Origin of the sequence: Sulfitobacter dubius (assembly GCF_027214245.1) — a bacterium.
GTDB lineage: Bacteria > Pseudomonadota > Alphaproteobacteria > Rhodobacterales > Rhodobacteraceae > Sulfitobacter > Sulfitobacter dubius_A.
The window spans coordinates 377,807-394,341 of record NZ_JAPWHM010000002.1; the positions used below are offsets into that span (position 1 = coordinate 377,807).

The 16,535-nt window shown below is 63.6% G+C and carries 16 protein-coding genes; 13 read left to right on the top strand and 3 right to left on the bottom strand.

Annotation, left to right across the window (positions count from 1 at the left end; genetic code table 11):
- Positions 1-37 precede the first annotated feature (37 nt).
- The 6 genes from O4H31_RS05715 to gap all read left to right on the top strand — a co-directional run bounded on the left by O4H31_RS05715 (position 38) and on the right by gap (position 7,059).
- Positions 38-1,045, top strand: coding sequence for a BMP family protein (locus tag O4H31_RS05715; protein WP_269343673.1), 1,008 nt, complete (start codon positions 38-40; stop codon positions 1,043-1,045).
- Positions 1,045-2,592, top strand: a complete 1,548-nt coding sequence (locus tag O4H31_RS05720; RefSeq protein ID WP_269343675.1) for an ABC transporter ATP-binding protein — start codon at positions 1,045-1,047, stop codon at positions 2,590-2,592. Before O4H31_RS05715 ends, O4H31_RS05720 begins: the two co-directional genes overlap by 1 nt.
- Positions 2,582-3,631 carry an ABC transporter permease gene (locus tag O4H31_RS05725; RefSeq protein ID WP_269343677.1) on the top strand — a complete coding sequence of 350 codons (1,050 nt, stop codon included), beginning with the start codon at positions 2,582-2,584 and terminating at the stop codon, positions 3,629-3,631. Before O4H31_RS05720 ends, O4H31_RS05725 begins: the two co-directional genes overlap by 11 nt.
- Positions 3,631-4,575, top strand: coding sequence for an ABC transporter permease (locus O4H31_RS05730; protein WP_269343678.1), 945 nt, complete (start codon positions 3,631-3,633; stop codon positions 4,573-4,575). Before O4H31_RS05725 ends, O4H31_RS05730 begins: the two co-directional genes overlap by 1 nt.
- A gap of 56 nt (positions 4,576-4,631) precedes the next feature.
- Complete coding sequence (locus tag O4H31_RS05735) at positions 4,632-5,912, top strand: amidohydrolase family protein (RefSeq protein WP_269343679.1); 1,281 nt, start codon at positions 4,632-4,634, stop codon at positions 5,910-5,912.
- Positions 5,913-6,057: 145 nt separating this feature from the next.
- Positions 6,058-7,059, top strand: a complete 1,002-nt coding sequence (gene gap / locus O4H31_RS05740) for a type I glyceraldehyde-3-phosphate dehydrogenase (RefSeq protein WP_269343680.1) — start codon at positions 6,058-6,060, stop codon at positions 7,057-7,059.
- A 40-nt stretch (positions 7,060-7,099) separates the two neighbouring features.
- Here gap and O4H31_RS05745 read toward each other — a convergent pair whose 3' ends face one another.
- Entirely contained in the window at positions 7,100-7,627 is a 528-nt protein-coding gene (locus O4H31_RS05745) for a winged helix DNA-binding protein (protein WP_067262160.1), read from the bottom strand.
- Between the two features lie 197 nt (positions 7,628-7,824).
- Between O4H31_RS05745 and O4H31_RS05750 the strand changes: the two genes are divergently transcribed.
- Complete coding sequence (locus O4H31_RS05750) at positions 7,825-8,898, top strand: Hint domain-containing protein (protein ID WP_269343682.1); 1,074 nt, start codon at positions 7,825-7,827, stop codon at positions 8,896-8,898.
- A 35-nt stretch (positions 8,899-8,933) separates the two neighbouring features.
- Here the strand turns inward: O4H31_RS05750 and O4H31_RS05755 are convergent, their stop codons facing one another.
- Complete coding sequence (locus tag O4H31_RS05755; RefSeq protein ID WP_259948008.1) at positions 8,934-9,503, bottom strand: TlpA family protein disulfide reductase; 570 nt, start codon at positions 9,501-9,503, stop codon at positions 8,934-8,936.
- Between the two features lie 23 nt (positions 9,504-9,526).
- Here O4H31_RS05755 and argH point away from each other — a divergent pair, with 23 nt between their 5' ends.
- Genes argH through O4H31_RS05785 form a run of 6 tightly spaced genes read left to right on the top strand, consistent with a single transcriptional unit; the run spans position 9,527 to position 15,447 of the window.
- On the top strand, positions 9,527-10,918 hold the full coding sequence (gene argH, locus O4H31_RS05760) for an argininosuccinate lyase (protein WP_269343685.1): 1,392 nt from the start codon (positions 9,527-9,529) through the stop codon (positions 10,916-10,918).
- Positions 10,915-11,094: a hypothetical protein gene (locus O4H31_RS05765; RefSeq protein ID WP_269343687.1), complete on the top strand. Its 180-nt coding sequence runs from the start codon at positions 10,915-10,917 to the stop codon at positions 11,092-11,094. The genes argH and O4H31_RS05765 overlap by 4 nt, the downstream gene beginning before the upstream one ends.
- The gene (locus O4H31_RS05770) at positions 11,091-11,252 is read left to right on the top strand and encodes a hypothetical protein (protein WP_269343689.1); all 162 of its coding nucleotides are present in this window, start codon (positions 11,091-11,093) and stop codon (positions 11,250-11,252) included. Before O4H31_RS05765 ends, O4H31_RS05770 begins: the two co-directional genes overlap by 4 nt.
- On the top strand, positions 11,252-11,569 hold the full coding sequence (locus O4H31_RS05775) for a DUF2834 domain-containing protein (protein WP_269343690.1): 318 nt from the start codon (positions 11,252-11,254) through the stop codon (positions 11,567-11,569). Before O4H31_RS05770 ends, O4H31_RS05775 begins: the two co-directional genes overlap by 1 nt.
- 27 nt (positions 11,570-11,596) lie before the next feature.
- A complete protein-coding gene (gene lysA / locus O4H31_RS05780; RefSeq protein WP_269343692.1) occupies positions 11,597-12,862 on the top strand; it encodes a diaminopimelate decarboxylase in 1,266 nt (421 codons plus the stop codon).
- A gap of 35 nt (positions 12,863-12,897) precedes the next feature.
- On the top strand, positions 12,898-15,447 hold the full coding sequence (locus O4H31_RS05785; protein ID WP_269343694.1) for a DUF4175 domain-containing protein: 2,550 nt from the start codon (positions 12,898-12,900) through the stop codon (positions 15,445-15,447).
- Positions 15,448-15,454: 7 nt separating this feature from the next.
- Here O4H31_RS05785 and O4H31_RS05790 read toward each other — a convergent pair whose 3' ends face one another.
- Entirely contained in the window at positions 15,455-16,519 is a 1,065-nt protein-coding gene (locus O4H31_RS05790) for a zinc-ribbon domain-containing protein (protein WP_269343697.1), read from the bottom strand.
- Positions 16,520-16,535: the final 16 nt, after the last annotated feature.

Consider the following 16,535-nt stretch of genomic DNA (forward strand, 5'->3'; position numbering starts at 1 on the left):
TCAAACGGTAAAATACCTAACCAACGGGGGATATAATATGACACAACGCAATCTCACACGCCGCTTCCTATTGGGCACGGCGGCCATGCTGGCCGGGGCCAGCCTTTTGCCACAGGGCGCGCTGGCTGCCGAGCCGCTTAAAGTCGCTGGCGTCTATACCGTGCCGGTCGAACAGCAATGGGTCAGCCGCATCCACAAAGCGGCCGAAGCCGCACAGGCGCGCGGCGACATCGAATATACCTTCACCGAAAATGTCTCCAACACCGACTACGCCCGCGTGTTGCGCGAATATGCCGAGGCCGGGAACCAGTTGATCGTCGGCGAAGTCTTTGGTGCCGAGGCCGAAGCGCGCGAAGTCGCTGCCGATTACCCCGAGGTCGCCTTCCTCATGGGCTCCAGCTTCAAACAAGATGATGCGCTGCCCAATTTTGCGGTCTTCGATAACTACATTCAGGACGCGGCATACCTGTCGGGCATCATCGCCGGTGCGATGACCGAGAGCGGCAACATCGGCATGGTCGGCGGCTTCCCGATCCCCGAAGTGAACCGCCTGATGCATGCCTTCATGGCGGGTGCTGCGGAAATGAACCCCGATATCAAATTCCAAGTCAGCTTCATCGGCTCTTGGTTCGATCCGCCCAAGGCCAAGGAAACCGCATTCGCCATGGTCGAGCAGGGGGCCGATGTGCTTTATGCCGAGCGTTTCGGCGTGTCGGACGCGGCGCAGGAAAAGGGCATTCTGGCCATCGGCAATGTGATCGACACGCAAGCCGAGTACCCCGAAACCGTCGTCGCCTCGGCCCTGTGGCACTTCGAGCCGACCCTTGATGCCGCCATCGCCGCCGTCAAAGCAGGCGAGTTCATGGCCGACGATTATGGCCGCTATTCCTTCATGTCCGAGGGCGGGTCTTCGCTGGCACCGCTTGGCACCTTCGAGGGCAAAGTCCCGCAAGAGGCGCTTGATCTGGTCAAGGAACGCGAACAGGCGATCAAGGATGGCTCCTTTACCGTCGACATCGACGACGAAGAACCGAAGTCCTCTTAATGACCGATCCAAGACCCGAGGCGCAGGTTGTCCTGCGCCTCGATAATATTACCAAACGATTTGGCAAACTCACCGCCAATGACGCGATCAGCTTTGATCTGCGGCAGGGCGAAGTCATTGCCCTGCTGGGCGAAAACGGCGCGGGCAAGACCACGCTGATGAATATCCTATTTGGTCACTACACGCCGGACGAAGGCCATGTTGAGGTTTTCGGCCAACGTCTGCCTGCGGGCAATCCGCGTGCCGCGCTGGCCGCTGGCGTTGGCATGGTGCACCAGCATTTCACGCTTGCCGACAATATGACCGTGCTGGAAAATATCGTGCTTGGCACCCGCTCGATCTGGCGCCCCGGTTTTGGCCGCGCGCAGGCGCGTCAGCGGATTGTCACGCTGATGGAGGACTACGGGCTGCGGGTGGACCCCGACGCACAGGTCGGCAGCCTCAGCGTCGGCGAGCGGCAGCGGGTCGAGATTCTCAAAGCCCTCTACCGCGAGGCGCGTATACTGATTTTGGACGAACCCACCGCCGTTCTCACCCCGCAAGAGACCGATGACCTTTTCGCCACCATGCGCAAGGCCGTGGCGCTCGGCCTCTCGGTTATTTTCATTTCGCATAAACTGCATGAGGTCATGGCGATCTCGTCCCGCGTGGTGGTGCTGCGCCATGGCAAGCTGGTGGCCGAAGCCAAGACCTCCGAGACCGACCGCGCGCGGATGGCGCAGATGATGGTCGGCTCCGAGGTCGCCGCCCCTGTTGTGCGCCGTGCCGATCCGGGTGCCGCGCTGGTCACGCTGGCAGGCGTCTCTTCGCCTGACATCGGCTCAGCACCCGGGCTAAAGAATGTCGATCTTGAGTTGCGTGCGGGCCAGATCACCGGCCTTGCCGGGGTCTCCGGCAACGGCCAAACCGCGCTGGCCGACCTGATCGGCGGGCTGATCCGCCCCGCGTCGGGCAGGTTTCACGTGAAAGGCGACGCCCCGCGCGGCTGGTCGCCCCATGCCGCGATCAGCGCGGGCATCGCCCGCATCCCCGAGGACCGCCACAAGACCGGCACCATCGCCGACTTCGACCTCACCGAAAACGCGGTGCTTGAACTCTACTCCCGCCCCGGTTTCTCCCGCCATGGCTGGATGAACTGGCGCGCCGCGCGCGACTTCGCGGCCAAGATCATCAAGGGATACGATGTACGCTGCCCCGGTCCGGAAACCCGCATCCGGCTGCTCTCGGGCGGCAACATGCAAAAGCTGATCTTGGGGCGCGTGTTGGAGACCGCACCTTCGGTCGTGCTGGCCAATCAGCCGGTGCGCGGCCTCGACATCGGCGCGCTGACCTACGTGCACGAACAACTCCTTGCCGCCCGGGATCGGGGGGCGGCGGTGCTGCTGATCTCGGAAGACCTCGACGAGGTCACGGCGCTGTCGGACGTGATTCATGTCATCTCCGAAGGCCGCCTTTCGCCCGGTTTCGCGCGCGGCGCAATGACCCCCGCCGAGCTTGGCGTCTGGATGGCCGGAGACGGTTTTGAGGAGACAACCCATGCGGCTTGAGCCCATCGCCAACCCCACATGGACCCGCTCGCTGGGCCTGCCTGCGCTGGCGCTTTTCGCCACCGTGGTCGTGGCCTCTCTGCTGGCGATGGTCGCGGGCGCACAGCCGTTCTCGGTGCTGGGCCTAATCGTCAAAGGCGCCTTCGGGTCGAAATTCGCCACGCTGGAGACCCTCAACCGCGCCACGCCGCTGATCTTTACCGGTCTGGCTGTCGCCGTCGCCTTCCGCGCGAAGCTGTGGAACATCGGAGCCGAGGCGCAGCTCTACATGGGCGCGGTGGTCACCGTGGTGCTGGGCACCGGCGCGCTGGCCTGGCCCAGCTTCGCGCTCTTGCCGACGATTGCCCTTGCCGCCATGCTCGCCGGGGCCGTGGTGCTGCTGGTGCCGACCTTCCTCAAGACCCGGTTCGGCGTCGATGAAGTCGTCACCACGCTGCTTTTGAACTTCGTCGTACTGCTCTGGGTGTCCATGCTGCTCGAAGGGTCATTGAAAGACCCGATGGGCCTCGGCTGGCCTAAGTCCGCGCGGCTGATCGCAGAGGCACGATTGCCCCGCATCGCCGAGGGGCTGCGGATGCACTGGGGCTTCGGCCTTGCCCTGATCTCGGCCTTCGTCGTCTGGGTGATCCAACGCCGCAGCACGCTGGGTTACGAGATGCGCGCGGTGGGGCTGAACCCCGCGGCAGCGCGGTTCGCGGGCATCCCGGTCAACGCCACGCTCATCAAGACGGCGCTGCTGTCGGGTGGCCTCGCTGCGCTGGCGGGCTTTTCCGAGGTGGCGGGGCTTAAGGGTAACCTCACGTTGGATATCTCGCCCGGCTTTGGCTACACCGGGATCATCGTCGCCATGCTGGCGCTGCTAAACCCCTTGGGCGTGGTGGTTGCCGCGCTCTTCGTCGCGGGCATCTTCGTGGGCGCCGACAGCATGAGCCGCGCGGCGGGCGTGCCGACATACCTCGCCGACATCATGCTGGCGCTGGGGCTTCTGGCGATGGTGTTGGCGATCATGCTGACCAAATTCCGGGTGAGGCGCGACTGATGGATATTCTCGACATTCTCCTTCAGGCAAGCTTCTGGACCGCCGCGATCCGCATCGCCTCGCCGCTGATCTTCGCCGCCTTGGGTGAGCTGATCTGCGAGCGGGCAGGGGTGCTGAACCTAGGCATCGAGGGCATCATGGTCGTCGGCGCCTTCGCCGGCTGGCTCACCGTCTACCTAGGCGGCGGCCTTTGGTTCGGCGTCGCCGTGGCGATGCTTTCGGGCATGGCCTTTGGCCTTGTGCATGGCGTGCTGACGGTGCCTTTTGGCCTCAGCCAGCATGTCGTCGGCCTCGGTATCACACTTCTGGCGACTTCGCTCACCTACTACTGCTATCGGCTGGCGCTGCCCGAGGTCACCTCGCCGCCGAAGATTGAAGCCTTCCAACCGCTTGAAATCCCGATCCTCTCCGACATGCCCGTGATCGGCCCCGCGCTGTTTAACCAAACGCCGCTGACCTATCTCGCCTTTGTGCTGGTCGTCGCTGTGACGCTTGTCCTTTACCGCACGCCCATGGGCCTTGCCCTGCGCGCGGCGGGCGAGAACCCGGCGGCGGTCGAGGCGCAGGGCCTCAGCGTTTCCGCCATCCGCATCTGCGCAGTGATGGTCGGCAGCGGGTTCATGGCCGTGGGCGGGGCGTTCCTGACGATGAGCGCGTTCAACTCCTTTTTCTTCGAGATGGTCAACGGACGCGGCTGGATCTGCATCGCGCTGGTGGTCTTTGGCTCGTGGAAACCGGGCAAGACGCTCTTGGGCGCGGTGCTGTTCGCGGCCTTTGATGCGTTGCAAATCCGCGTGCAGCAAACGCCGCTCGGGGCCGACATTCCCTATCAAATCTTCCTGATGGCGCCTTATATCCTGTCGATCCTTGCGCTTGTCGTGATGTCCCGCCGGGCACAGGTGCCAGCGGCGCTGATGGTGCCGTTCAACAAGGGGGAGCGCTGAGTTGACGCTTCCCACCACGCCCTTCGCCGGGCCAAATTAAACACACGAGTAACCCCATGTTCGACCTCATCATCAAAGGCGGCACGCTCCCCGATGGCCGCAGCACCGACATCGGCATCAAGGCCGACAAAATCACCGCCATCGAAGACCTCTCTACCGCTGAAGCGCGCGAAACTATCGACGCCAGCGGAGACCTCGTCAGCCCACCCTTCGTCGACCCGCATTTCCACATGGATGCCACGCTCAGCTACGGCACCCCGCGGATCAACGCTTCGGGAACCCTGCTCGAAGGCATCGGCCTCTGGGGCGAACTCAAAGAGGTCATGACCCAAGACGAGGTCAAAGCCCGAGCGCTGGAATACTGCGACTGGGCCGCCTCGCTAGGCCTTCTGGCGATCCGCAGCCATGTCGACACCTGCGACGACCGGCTTCTGGGCGTCGAAGCCCTGCTCGACGTGCGCGAAACGGTCAAAGACTACATCGACCTGCAACTCGTCGCCTTCCCCCAAGACGGTCTCTTCCGCGACCCCACGGCGCACGAAAACACCCTCCGTGCCCTCGACATGGGGGTCGACGTGGTGGGCGGCATCCCGCATTTCGAACGCACTATGGCCGATGGCGCCCGCTCCGTCACCGCACTCTGCGAACTTGCTGCCGAACGCGGTCTCATGGTCGATCTCCATTGCGACGAGACCGACGACCCCCATTCGCGCCACATCGAGACGCTGGCCTATGAGACCCAACGCCTCGGGCTGCAGGGCAGGGTCGCTGGCTCGCATCTGACCTCGATGCATTCGATGGACAACTACTATGTCTCGAAACTGTTGCCGCTGATGGCCGAGGCGGAGGTCGCCGCGATCCCCAATCCGCTGATCAATATCACCCTGCAAGGCCGCCACGACACCTACCCGAAACGCCGCGGCCTCACGCGGGTGAAGGAGATGCAGGCCATGGGCATTGACGTCGGCTGGGGGCAGGACTGCGTGATGGACCCGTGGTATTCCATGGGCACGGGCGACATGCTCGACGTGGCCTTCATGGGGCTGCATGTGGCGCAGATGACCTCGCCGGAGGAAATGCGCCGCTGCTTTGACATGGTGACGAATGTGAACGCGCGGATTTTGGGCTTGCAGGATTACGGCCTCAAGGTCGGCGCGACCGCCTCGCTGGTGGTGCTTGACGCGGGCAACCCGATTGAGGCGCTGCGCCTGCGGCCTAACCGGCTTTGCGTGGTGGCCAAGGGCCGCGTCATCTCACAACAGGCGCGCAACGACGCGCGGCTGAACCTGCCCGGGCGGCCCGACAGCGTGCGCCGCCGCCATAGCGCACATTCATAAACCTAGCGTTTACCGACACCTAGGACGGCGCCCCCCAGCGGGCGCCGTTTTCGTTTCTATGGCCGATTGAACTCCTCTGCACCTGCTGTTATGTTAGCGCTAACCGCGCCAATCTGCCCGAAACTGGGCCACCGGAGGATTCACCATGACCACAAAAATCGCCATCAACGGCTTCGGCCGCATTGGCCGCTGCGTGCTGCGCGCGCTGATCGAGAACGGCTTTGACGGGATCGAAGTCGTTGCCATCAACGATCTGACCGATGCCGAGAACCTGCTGCACCTGCTGAAATACGACTCCGTCCATGGCCGCCTGACCGTGGATGCCGAGTTGAAAGACGGCAATCTGCATGTGGCGGGTCAGACCATTCGCATGACGGCAGAGCGTGATCCGGCGAAACTGCCGTGGGGCGATGTCGATGTCGCCTATGAGTGCACCGGGTTCTTCACCACGCGCGATGCGGCGGCGAAGCATTTGGAAAACGGCAGCAAGCGGGTGCTGATCTCGGCCCCGGGCAAGGGCGTGGATCGCACCGTGGTTTACGGCGTGAACCACCAAGAGTTGACCGCCGAAGACGTGATCGTGTCCAACGCCTCCTGCACCACCAACTGCCTCGCCCCGGTGGCCAAAGTCCTCGATGATACCTTCGGGATCGAGACTGGCTATATGACCACGATCCATGCCTATACCGGCGACCAGCCGACCCATGACAGCCCGCACCGCGACCCCTATCGGGGCCGCGCCGCCGCCCTGTCGATGGTGCCAACGTCCACCGGTGCCGCTGCCGCGATTTCCGAGGTAATCCCGCATCTTAAAGGGGTTCTTGAAGGCTCTGCCGTGCGGGTGCCGACGGCGAATGTCTCGCTCGTTGATCTGTGCGTCATGCCCAAGAAACCCGCCCTGGCAGAGGCGGTGAACGCGGCGATGCAAGAGGCTGCCAACGGTGCGCTTAAGGGCGTGCTGGCCTATGAGCCCGCGCCGCTGGTGTCGGCCGATTTCAACCACGATCCGCATTCCTCGACCCTCGCGCCTGATCAGACGCGGGTGACCGATGGCGGCATGATCCGTGTGGTCAGCTGGTATGACAATGAATGGGGTTTTTCGAACCGCATGAACGACACCGCGCGTGCCATTGCCGCATTGATCTAAGCTTTAGCTGGCGCGGGGGGGCAGTCCTCGCGCCCATGCTCTACAGCGATGCCGCAGCCCGGCTCGCTTGGTCATATTGCCCTGACATCGCCCGAAGCTGCGCCGCGATCTTGCGCAGCTCCTCGCCCGAGATATCGGTGCGCGGCAACCCGTCGAGAAAGCACGCCTGACGGATTGCGCGATAGGCCTCACACAGCTCGGCCCCGGCGGGGGAGGTGCGATAGAACACCTCCTTACCGCGTTTTTCGGCACTCAGCAGTTCCGCTTTCACCAGTTTGCGCAGCGCATAGTTCACCGTATGCGTGTCTTCGATGTTCAGCAGAAAACAGATATCCGTCAGCCGCTTTTCCCGGCCCCGGTGGTTGGCGTTATGCAGCACGAGGATTTCCAAAGGCGTCAAATCCCCATTGCCCGCCGCCGCCATGCAGCGCGACATCCAGCGCGTGAAGGCGTTATAGGCGATGATCATCCCGTATTCGAGTTCCGAGGCCTCCCAGCCGTCGCCCTCGGCCAAATGCCGCGAAGAGACGATCCGGCGCGACGGGGTGGGGGGTACTTCTTCCGACATGCGGTGCCTCCGGCTGTTTGACCTGAATAACGTTACCAAGACGCTGGCGATTTACAAGCGTTCGGCGTGTCTTTGTCCGTGTGACGCATGAAGATCAATTTGCAACAGATTGAAATGCCACATTCATGCCATCTTCCGCGAGGGCAGCGGCTTTGTTAGGCTGGCGTCAATAAAAACACGAGGCAGGCAGAGCAGTAATGAAAACGGGCTTTCGAGGCACGTTTGTCATCAGCTGGTCGCAAACAGAGATCGACGGTCTGGAGGCCGCACCGGTGCAGTCGCTCGAACTGGGCTCTGCCTGGGCGTGGCGCGGGGACACCCTCCGTGTGGATGGGCCGAATGATGTATTGCGGCTGGATATGGCGGACGGGGCAGAACAGCTGCGCAAACGCGCGGCCCGCAAGGTGCAGCGCCTGATCGGCGCGGCGCTGGAGGAGGGCGGCGTGATGCCTTCCAAACCCCAGCGTAGAGACCATACCGCCCCACCGCTCGACAACAGTTTCATGGTCACCAACGGCGCGCGGACCTACACGGTCACGCTGATCGACGCAGGCCAAGGTCGCACCCCGCTATTGATGTTTGTCGATGAATTGCCACCGCGGGATTGCGAACTGTGGGTGATGCACAGCACGCTCAAGCCGCAGCGCGATAGGCACCTAGAAACCGACAACGGCGGTGTCATCTGCTTTACCCCCGGCACCCGCATTCGCACGCCCATGGGCAGCGCCCTGATCGAAGATCTGCGCGAGGGCGATCTGATCCAGACCAAAGACAACGGCGCGCAGCCGCTGGAGTGGATCGGCAGCCGCCGGATGAGCGGCGCGCGGCTGCATGCCATGCCGCATCTGCGCCCCGTGCGGTTCCGCCCCGGCGCTTTGGGGATCGCGCGGCCCGACGCTCCGCTGCTGGTCTCGCCCGATCACCGGATCGTGCTGCAAGGCCCGCAGGCCCGTGATCTATTCAACTGTGATGAGGTGTTGGTCGCGGCCAAAGACCTGATTAACGGGCGCAACGTGGCCAGCGATATGTCCCTGCGCGAAGTGACCTATATCCATGTGCTGTTGGCCGAGCATCAGGTGATGTGGGCCAATGGGGTCGAGACCGAGAGCTTTCATCCCGCCTCGGCCCCGCTCACCAGTCTTGGCGCGCAGGACCGGGCGCGTCTGCTTGCAGCGCATCCGCAGTTGGCGGCTGATCCGCGCAGCTACGGTGGCTTCGCACGTCGCAATCTCAGCACGTCTGAGGCGGCGATCTTGCGGCATGTGGCGTAAGGGCCGGGCCCGGACGCCCAACCTACGTGAGGGCTTTAGCTTTCGGCGTCTTCTTTAATCAGCGCTGCGATAATCGCCCGCGCGCTCTCAGAGTCCCATTCCGCATCGCCCTGCAACCGGGCAATCTCACGCCCTTCACGGTCTAGCAATACGCTGATCGGCAGGCCGAACACGCCCATCTGACTGGCGAGCTTTTGCTTGGGGTCTTGGTGACGGGGCAGGCTGTCGACGCCGGCTTCCTCGAAGAACCGTTTGATCCCTTCTTCAGAGTTGCGCCCCGTGGCGATGGTCAGCACCTGAAAATCATCGCCTCCGAATTCCTTTTGCAGCGCGTTCAACTGCGGCATTTCCTTGCGGCAGGGCGCGCACCATGTGGCCCAGAAGTTCACCAACACGACCTTGCCTTCGTAATCCGCCAGCGACATCGCTTCGCCATCGTCCTCACGCTCAAAGGTCACGTCAGAAGCCGCTTGCGGCGCGTCATGGATCACGAGTTTCTTCATGTCCCCGTCGCGCAGCCCCGCGATGTCAGCCGTTCCGGCAAGGGCGGGGTTTGCACCTGCGACAAGCAGCGTATAAACGAAGCCGAGCACGAGATTTTTCATACGTCCCTCCAAGGGTATTCAACATGACCGACACGACCTCGAACAAAATGTGGGGTGGCCGTTTCGCCGCCGGACCGGACGCGATCATGGAGGCGATCAACGCCTCGATCGGGTTCGACAAACGGATGGCCGCGCAAGACATCAGTGGGTCGCGTGCCCATGCCGCCATGTTGGCAGCCACGGGCATCCTGACTGATAACGACGCTGACGCGATACGGGAAGGGCTTCTCACGATCTTGTCAGAGATCGAAGAGGGCCGGTTTGAGTTCTCGGCAGCGCTCGAAGACATCCACATGAACGTCGAGGCGCGGTTGAAAGACCTGATCGGTGAGCCCGCAGGCCGCTTGCACACGGGCCGCAGCCGGAACGACCAAGTCGCGACCGATTTTAAACTCTGGGTGCGCGATCAATTGGACGCTGCTGATGAGGGTCTGCAAGCGCTCATCCGCGCGCTTTTGTCTCAGGCCGAGGCGGGCGCGGATTGGGTTATGCCCGGTTTCACCCATTTGCAAACCGCACAACCCGTCACATGGGGCCATCACATGATGGCCTATGTTGAGATGTTTGGCCGCGACCTGTCGCGCTTTCGCGATGCGCGCAAACGGATGAACGAATGCCCGCTGGGCGCCGCCGCACTGGCTGGCACGTCATTCCCGATTGACCGGGACATGACAGCCGAAGCGCTCGGCTTTGACCGCCCCGCCGCGAACTCCCTCGACGCCGTCAGCGACCGCGACTTCGCGCTGGAATTCATGGGCGCGGCCAGCATCTGCGCCATGCACCTGTCGCGCTTTGCCGAAGAGCTGGTCATCTGGTCCTCGGCGCAGTTCCGTTTCGTGGCGCTGTCGGATCGTTTCTCGACCGGCTCCTCGATCATGCCGCAGAAGAAGAACCCCGATGCCGCCGAGCTCATTCGCGCCAAGGTGGGCCGCATTTTCGGGGCCAACACCGCGCTGATGATGGTGATGAAGGGGCTGCCGCTGGCCTATTCCAAGGACATGCAGGAAGACAAAGAGCAGGTCTTTGACGCCGCCGACAACCTGATGCTGGCGCTGGCCGCGATGACCGGAATGGTCGGCGATATGACCGCGGAGCGCGAGAACCTCGCCGCTGCTGCGGGCTCGGGATTCTCCACCGCCACCGATCTGGCCGACTGGCTGGTGCGCGTGCCGGGTCTGCCCTTCCGCGACGCGCATCACGTGACCGGCACGCTGGTCGCCATGGCCGAGAAGCAGGGCTGCGATCTGCCGGACCTTACGCTGGAGCAGATGCAATCGGTCCATGCCGAGATCACGCAGGATATTTTTGATGTGCTTGGCGTCGATAACTCGGTAAACTCGCGCATGTCCTATGGCGGCACCGCCCCTGCGCAGGTGCGTGCCCAAGTCGAGCGCTGGAAGGAAATTCTGAAGTGAAATGCGGCCTTGCGATCCTGTCTCTGCTGACCCTTGCCGCCTGCGGCGCGGATGGCGAACCGGTGAAACCGACAGCCAGCAGCACGATCACCATGTCGTCGTCGGGCGTGTCGGTCGGCACGGCTGTGGGTCTGCGGCGCGGGCCGTTCTCGCTGGCACTTGGGGTCGGGTCGTGAGGTCGCTCTTGCAGCTTACGCTGGTGGCCGGGACACTTGGCTTGGCCGCTTGCACCCCGCCGCAGCCTGCCCCACAGCAGGCCGCGCCGACACCGCTAGCCGAACCGGGGATGAGCCTGTCGGGCTATGCCAGCGTCGGCGTGGCAAAGACCTTCTGATGTCACCGTTGCGCATGCTCTACCTCGCCCTCGCGGTCTGGGGCACGATCCATCCGATGTATTACTTCATCACTTGGTTCAACGCCGAAGACTGGAGCCTGAGCGCCATGGTGGACGCATGGCACGCCAATGCCGCCAGCAGCGGGCTGGTTTGGGATCTGACCATCGCTGCCGTCACTTTGACCATCTGGATCATTGCCGAGGTCGCCGTGCGGCGCAATTTCCTCAGCCTGATTGCCATTCCCGCCACGTTCTGTATTGGGGTGAGCTGTGGCCTGCCGCTCTATCTTTTTCTGCGGACAGCGCCCATCAGATAAGCGGCGACGACATGGGGCCAAGCGCAGATGGATCATTTTCTTTATAAAGACGGTGTGTTGCATGCCGAAGACGTAAGCCTGGCCGAGATTGCCGCCGCCGTGGGCACGCCTGTCTATGTCTATTCCACCGCCACGCTGCTGCGCCATTTCCACCTTTTTGACGACGCGCTGTCGGGGATGGACCATCTGGTCTGCTACGCGATGAAGGCCAATTCCAACCAAGCCGTCTTGCGCACGCTGGCGCAGGCGGGCGCGGGGATGGATGTGGTCTCGGGCGGGGAATACCGCCGGGCCAAGGCGGCAGGCGTGCCGGGCGACAGGATCGTCTTTTCCGGTGTTGGTAAGACCCGGGAAGAGATCGAATTGGCGCTGACGGGGGGTATCCGTCAGTTCAACGTCGAGAGCGAGCCAGAGATGATCCTGCTGGATGTCGTGGCGCGTGAATTGGGCAAAGTGGCCCCGATCACCATCCGCGTGAATCCGGACGTTGACGCCAAAACCCACGCCAAGATCGCCACCGGCAAGAGCGAGAACAAGTTCGGCATCCCCATCGCCCGCGCCCGCGATGTTTATGCCATGGCGGCCAAGTTGCCGGGGTTGGAGATCATCGGCATCGACGTGCATATCGGCAGCCAATTGACCGATCTTGCCCCCTTTGAGCAGGCCTATGGCAAGGTGGCGGAACTGACCGAAGTGCTGCGCGCCGATGGGCATAACATCCGGCGGCTGGATCTTGGCGGCGGCTTGGGCATTCCCTATGAACGCTCCAACTCCGCCCCGCCACTGCCCACGGATTACGGCGCGATGGTGCAGCGCACGCTGGGGCATCTGGAATGCGAGATTGAGATTGAGCCGGGCCGTTTGATTGCCGGCAACGCGGGCGTCTTGGTGAGCGAGGTGATCTACCTCAAATCCGGCGAGGGCCGCGATTTCCTGATCCTTGATGCCGCGATGAACGATCTGATCCGCCCGGCGATGTATGACGCATGGCATGACATCGTGCCGCTGAACGAACCCGCGCCGGGGGCCGAGCCGCGCCCCGTCGATATCGTTGGCCCGGTCTGCGAATCCGGTGATACTTTCGCGAAACAGCGGATGATGCCGGTGCTCGGCTCAGGCGATCTGGTGGCCTTCCGCTCGGCCGGGGCTTACGGCGCGGTGATGAGCAGCGAGTATAATTCGCGGCCCCTGATCCCCGAGGTGCTGGTCAATGGCGATCAATTCGCGGTTATCCGCCCACGGCCAAGCTTTGACGAAATGATAAACCGCGATACCATCCCTGAATGGCTCTGACGGCATCCCGCCGCCGGGCCACCGGAGCGTGACGCATGGAAACATCCACTGACAAGACAGACGGGCTGCGCGCATTGCGGCGGCCCTTGCGGCTGACTTGGGCGGGGATGTGGGCCGAGGCGCTGGTACAGGCGCTTTGGCCAATGTTGACGCTGGTACTGGCGGTGCTGGCGCTGCTGATGATGGGCGCGCAGGACAATCTGGGCGGTGATCTGCTTTGGGGTGTGCTGGCCGCTGTGGGCCTTGGGTTTCTCGGCACATTGGTTTTCGCGCTGCGGCGCTTTTGCATCCCATCACAGGCAGAGGCATTGGCGCGGCTGGATGCCAGCCTTCCGGGGCGGCCCATTCGAGCGCTTTTGGACGATCAGGCGATTGGCGCGGGCGACACAGCCTCGGCGGCGGTCTGGCAAGCCCATCAGAAACGTATGGCCGCGCGGGCCGCGCAGGCGCAGCCGGTCAAGGGTGACCTACGGGTCGCGCAGGCCGATCCCTATGCGCTGCGCTATGTGGCGCTGCTGGCTTTCGTCGTTGCATTGGTCTTCGGCTCGGTCTGGCGGTTGGGTGAGGTCACGCAGCTGACCCCCGGCGGGGCGGGCGGCGCGCTGGCCTCTGGCCCGGTTTGGGAGGGGTGGGCCGAGCCGCCGCGCCATACTGGGAAGCCAACGCTTTATTTGAACGACCTTGAGGCCGGGGCGCTGTCGCTGCCTGCGGGCACGTTGATCACCCTGCGCCTTTACGGAGAGTTGGGCGCGTTGACGGTGCAAGAAACCGTATCGGGCCGCGAGGGGGGCACGACCTCTGGGCCCGCGCAGGATTTCACCCTGCGCCAAAGCGGCGAGATCAGCATCGAGGGCCCGGGCGCGCGAGCATGGCAGATCACGATGCTGCCCGACGCCGCCCCGCAGATCGAGCGACAAGGCCCGCCCGAGGTGACTGCTTTGGGCGAAATGAGCCTGCCGTTTGCCGCGCGGGATGACTACGGCGTCGAAGCAGGCGAGGCGCGGATCAGCCTTGATCTGGCCTCCGTCGACCGCCGCTATGGGTTGACCATCGACCCTGACACACGGCCCGAGATCGTCGTGCCGCTGCCCATGCCGATCACCGGTGATCGACGCGAGTTTGAAGAGAGCTTGATCGAGAATTTCTCGAAACACCCTTGGGCCAATCTGCCGGTATCTCTAGAGCTTTCCGTGCTCGACGCCGCCGAACAGCAAGCCGCGACGGAGGTGAGCCAGTTGACCCTGCCGGGGCGGCGCTTTTTTGATCCCGCGGCGGCAGCAGTCATCGAGATGCGCCGCGATCTTTTGTGGTCGCGGGCCAATGCGCCACGCATCGCGCAGGTGCTTCGCGCCGTGACCTATGCGCCGGGGGAAGATCTGCGTTCTGATGTGACGGTTCTGCGGCTGAAGCAAATGATCCGCCGTCTGGAAATCCGGGCGCGTTATGGGCTGGACGAAGAAGTCCAGACCGAGATGGCCGAAGACCTCTGGGCGTTGGCGATTGAATTGGAAGAAGGCGTGTTGGCCGATGCGCTGGCGCGGATGCGCCGCGCGCAGGATCGGCTGAATGAGGCGATGAAGAACGGCGCTTCGTCGGCAGAGATTGCCGAGCTGATGGAGGAGCTGCGCCGCGCCACCGAAGAGTATCTGGAGCAACTGCAGCGCCAACAGGCGCAGGAGGGCGAGGGCGAAGGCCAGCAGCCCCAAGGCGAGTCCATGCAGATGACGCAAGACGATCTGCAACGGATGATGGACCGTATTCAGGAGTTGATGGAGCAGGGCCGCATGGCCGAGGCTGCAGAGGCGCTGCGTCAGTTGCAAGAAATGATGGAGAACATGCGCGTCACCCAAGGCCAGCCCGGCGAGGGCGGCAATTCACCGGGTGAGCAGGCGATGGAGGGGCTCTCGGAAACCCTGCGCGAGCAACAGGGGCTGAGCGATCAAGCCTTCCGCGACCTGCAAGAGCAGTTCAACCCCGGCACCGGCGCGGGTGAGAATGAGGGCAACGAGGGCCGCAATGGCGGGCAGGGCCGCGGTCAGAGCCATGAGGGCCAGCAAGGGCAGGGCGGCCAATCCGGCGAAGACGGAGCCGAGGAAGGGCTGGCCGGGCGTCAGCAAGCGCTGCGCGATGAGTTGCGCCGTCAAGAAGGGCGTCTGCCGGGGCAAGGCACGCCCGAAGGGGATGCCGCGCGCGGCGCGCTGGACCGCGCCGGAGAGGCGATGGACCGTGCCGGAGACGCCCTGCGCCGCGATGAGTTGGCCGAGGCGATCGACAATCAGGCACAGGCCATGGAAGCCCTGCGCGAAGGGATGCGATCGCTTGGCGAGGCGATGGAACAAGAACAGGGCGAGGGCCAGCCAGGTCAAGGCACCGCCGAAGGCGACCGCCGGGCCGAGGCGCGCGATCCGCTAGGGCGCGAGCAGGGGGGCAATGGGGCCAATAGCTCGGACGCGCCGATGGCGCAGGGGCCCGACGATCAGGGCCGCGCGCGGCGTTTGCTGGACGAAATCCGCCGCCGCTCGGGCGAGGCGGAGCGGCCCGAGGTTGAACGGGATTACCTCAACAGACTGTTGGATCGGTTTTAGTCGGTGGTCAGCCCTGCGACTGGGTCGCCACATTGTCGAGCCAGACCAGCAGATCCTGCAACTGCCCGTCCAGCCAAATCCGCGCGTCGTCCATCCATGCGACATAGGACGACAGGTAAGGATCGGCCTGCGGCAAGGATTGCGCAATCTGCGGCGCGTAGACATAGACTGCCGCCAAAATGGCCGCCAAGACGATCATTATGGTAAAGCCCCGCATGAACCCCCCGGATTTGCCCGGTTTTTCAGGGCGGTCGAGCGCGGCGGTGGGCGTTGGCCCCGCCTGCTGGCCCTGCGTGCGGTCGTGGCGCAGGGTTGAGTTGATCTCTTCGATATCGGGCAGTAGATCCCGGCGCGACGCGCTGCCGTAGGCGTCATTCTCGCGTTCGGGAACCGGCTCTCCGCGCATTTTGGCCATGCGCAGACGGGCCTCATGGGCGCGGCGGGCGTCTTCGTCCTCGGTCACGTGGTCATCTTCGGCGATGTCGGGGCTGGGGGCTTGTTTAGGCGCGGGACGGGGCGCGTCGTCTAAACCGAGGTCCGGCTGGCTTTCCAACGGCTCTGACGGACGGCGACGGCGGGCTTCCTGCTCGGCCGCTGCCTCCTGACGCAGGATCTCCGCGATGGCAGGGTCGAGCGAGCGTCTGACGGGCGCGGCGGCGGGGGCCGGGCGCGCGTTTTCCTCCTCCGGCGCGATGGCATCGTTTTCGAAGGCGTCGTTTTCAGAAGCGTCTTTTTCGAAGTTGCCCTCTCCAAATGTGCCCTCTTCGAATCCGTCGTCTTCGAAGCCCTCATCCTCGTAATCCTCATCCCCGAAGGGCTGGAGATCAGGCAAGCTATTGGCTGCGGACTGCTCTTCGCCGGTGTCATCCGACGCGCGTTGCTTCATATGCATCACGTCGTCATCGAAATCCGGGTCGTCGAATTCACTGTCGCCTTCTTCGGGCGCATTGTCGGGATGATGCTGAAACCACGTCTGCCCACAGTTGGAACATTGCACGTCACGCCCTGCCAACGGCATCACCTCATCGGGGACTTCGTATTGCGCGTCGCAGTTAGGGCAGATCAGCCGCATGGTCATTCCTGGGTTC

What these genes read in the sequence shown, in the direction of transcription:
- O4H31_RS05785 (WP_269343694.1), top strand. Translation starts at nt 12,898, where the DNA reads ATGGAAACATCCACTGACAAGACAGACGGGCTGCGCGCATTGCGGCGG.
- O4H31_RS05735 (WP_269343679.1), top strand. Translation starts at nt 4,632, where the DNA reads ATGTTCGACCTCATCATCAAAGGCGGCACGCTCCCCGATGGCCGCAGC.
- O4H31_RS05750 (WP_269343682.1), top strand. Translation starts at nt 7,825, where the DNA reads ATGAAAACGGGCTTTCGAGGCACGTTTGTCATCAGCTGGTCGCAAACA.
- O4H31_RS05775 (WP_269343690.1), top strand. Translation starts at nt 11,252, where the DNA reads ATGTCACCGTTGCGCATGCTCTACCTCGCCCTCGCGGTCTGGGGCACG.
- O4H31_RS05720 (WP_269343675.1), top strand. Translation starts at nt 1,045, where the DNA reads ATGACCGATCCAAGACCCGAGGCGCAGGTTGTCCTGCGCCTCGATAAT.
- argH (WP_269343685.1), top strand. Translation starts at nt 9,527, where the DNA reads ATGACCGACACGACCTCGAACAAAATGTGGGGTGGCCGTTTCGCCGCC.
- O4H31_RS05790 (WP_269343697.1), bottom strand. Translation starts at nt 16,519, where the DNA reads ATGCGGCTGATCTGCCCTAACTGCGACGCGCAATACGAAGTCCCCGAT.
- gap (WP_269343680.1), top strand. Translation starts at nt 6,058, where the DNA reads ATGACCACAAAAATCGCCATCAACGGCTTCGGCCGCATTGGCCGCTGC.
- O4H31_RS05715 (WP_269343673.1), top strand. Translation starts at nt 38, where the DNA reads ATGACACAACGCAATCTCACACGCCGCTTCCTATTGGGCACGGCGGCC.
- O4H31_RS05745 (WP_067262160.1), bottom strand. Translation starts at nt 7,627, where the DNA reads ATGTCGGAAGAAGTACCCCCCACCCCGTCGCGCCGGATCGTCTCTTCG.
- O4H31_RS05725 (WP_269343677.1), top strand. Translation starts at nt 2,582, where the DNA reads ATGCGGCTTGAGCCCATCGCCAACCCCACATGGACCCGCTCGCTGGGC.
- O4H31_RS05755 (WP_259948008.1), bottom strand. Translation starts at nt 9,503, where the DNA reads ATGAAAAATCTCGTGCTCGGCTTCGTTTATACGCTGCTTGTCGCAGGT.
- O4H31_RS05730 (WP_269343678.1), top strand. Translation starts at nt 3,631, where the DNA reads ATGGATATTCTCGACATTCTCCTTCAGGCAAGCTTCTGGACCGCCGCG.
- lysA (WP_269343692.1), top strand. Translation starts at nt 11,597, where the DNA reads ATGGATCATTTTCTTTATAAAGACGGTGTGTTGCATGCCGAAGACGTA.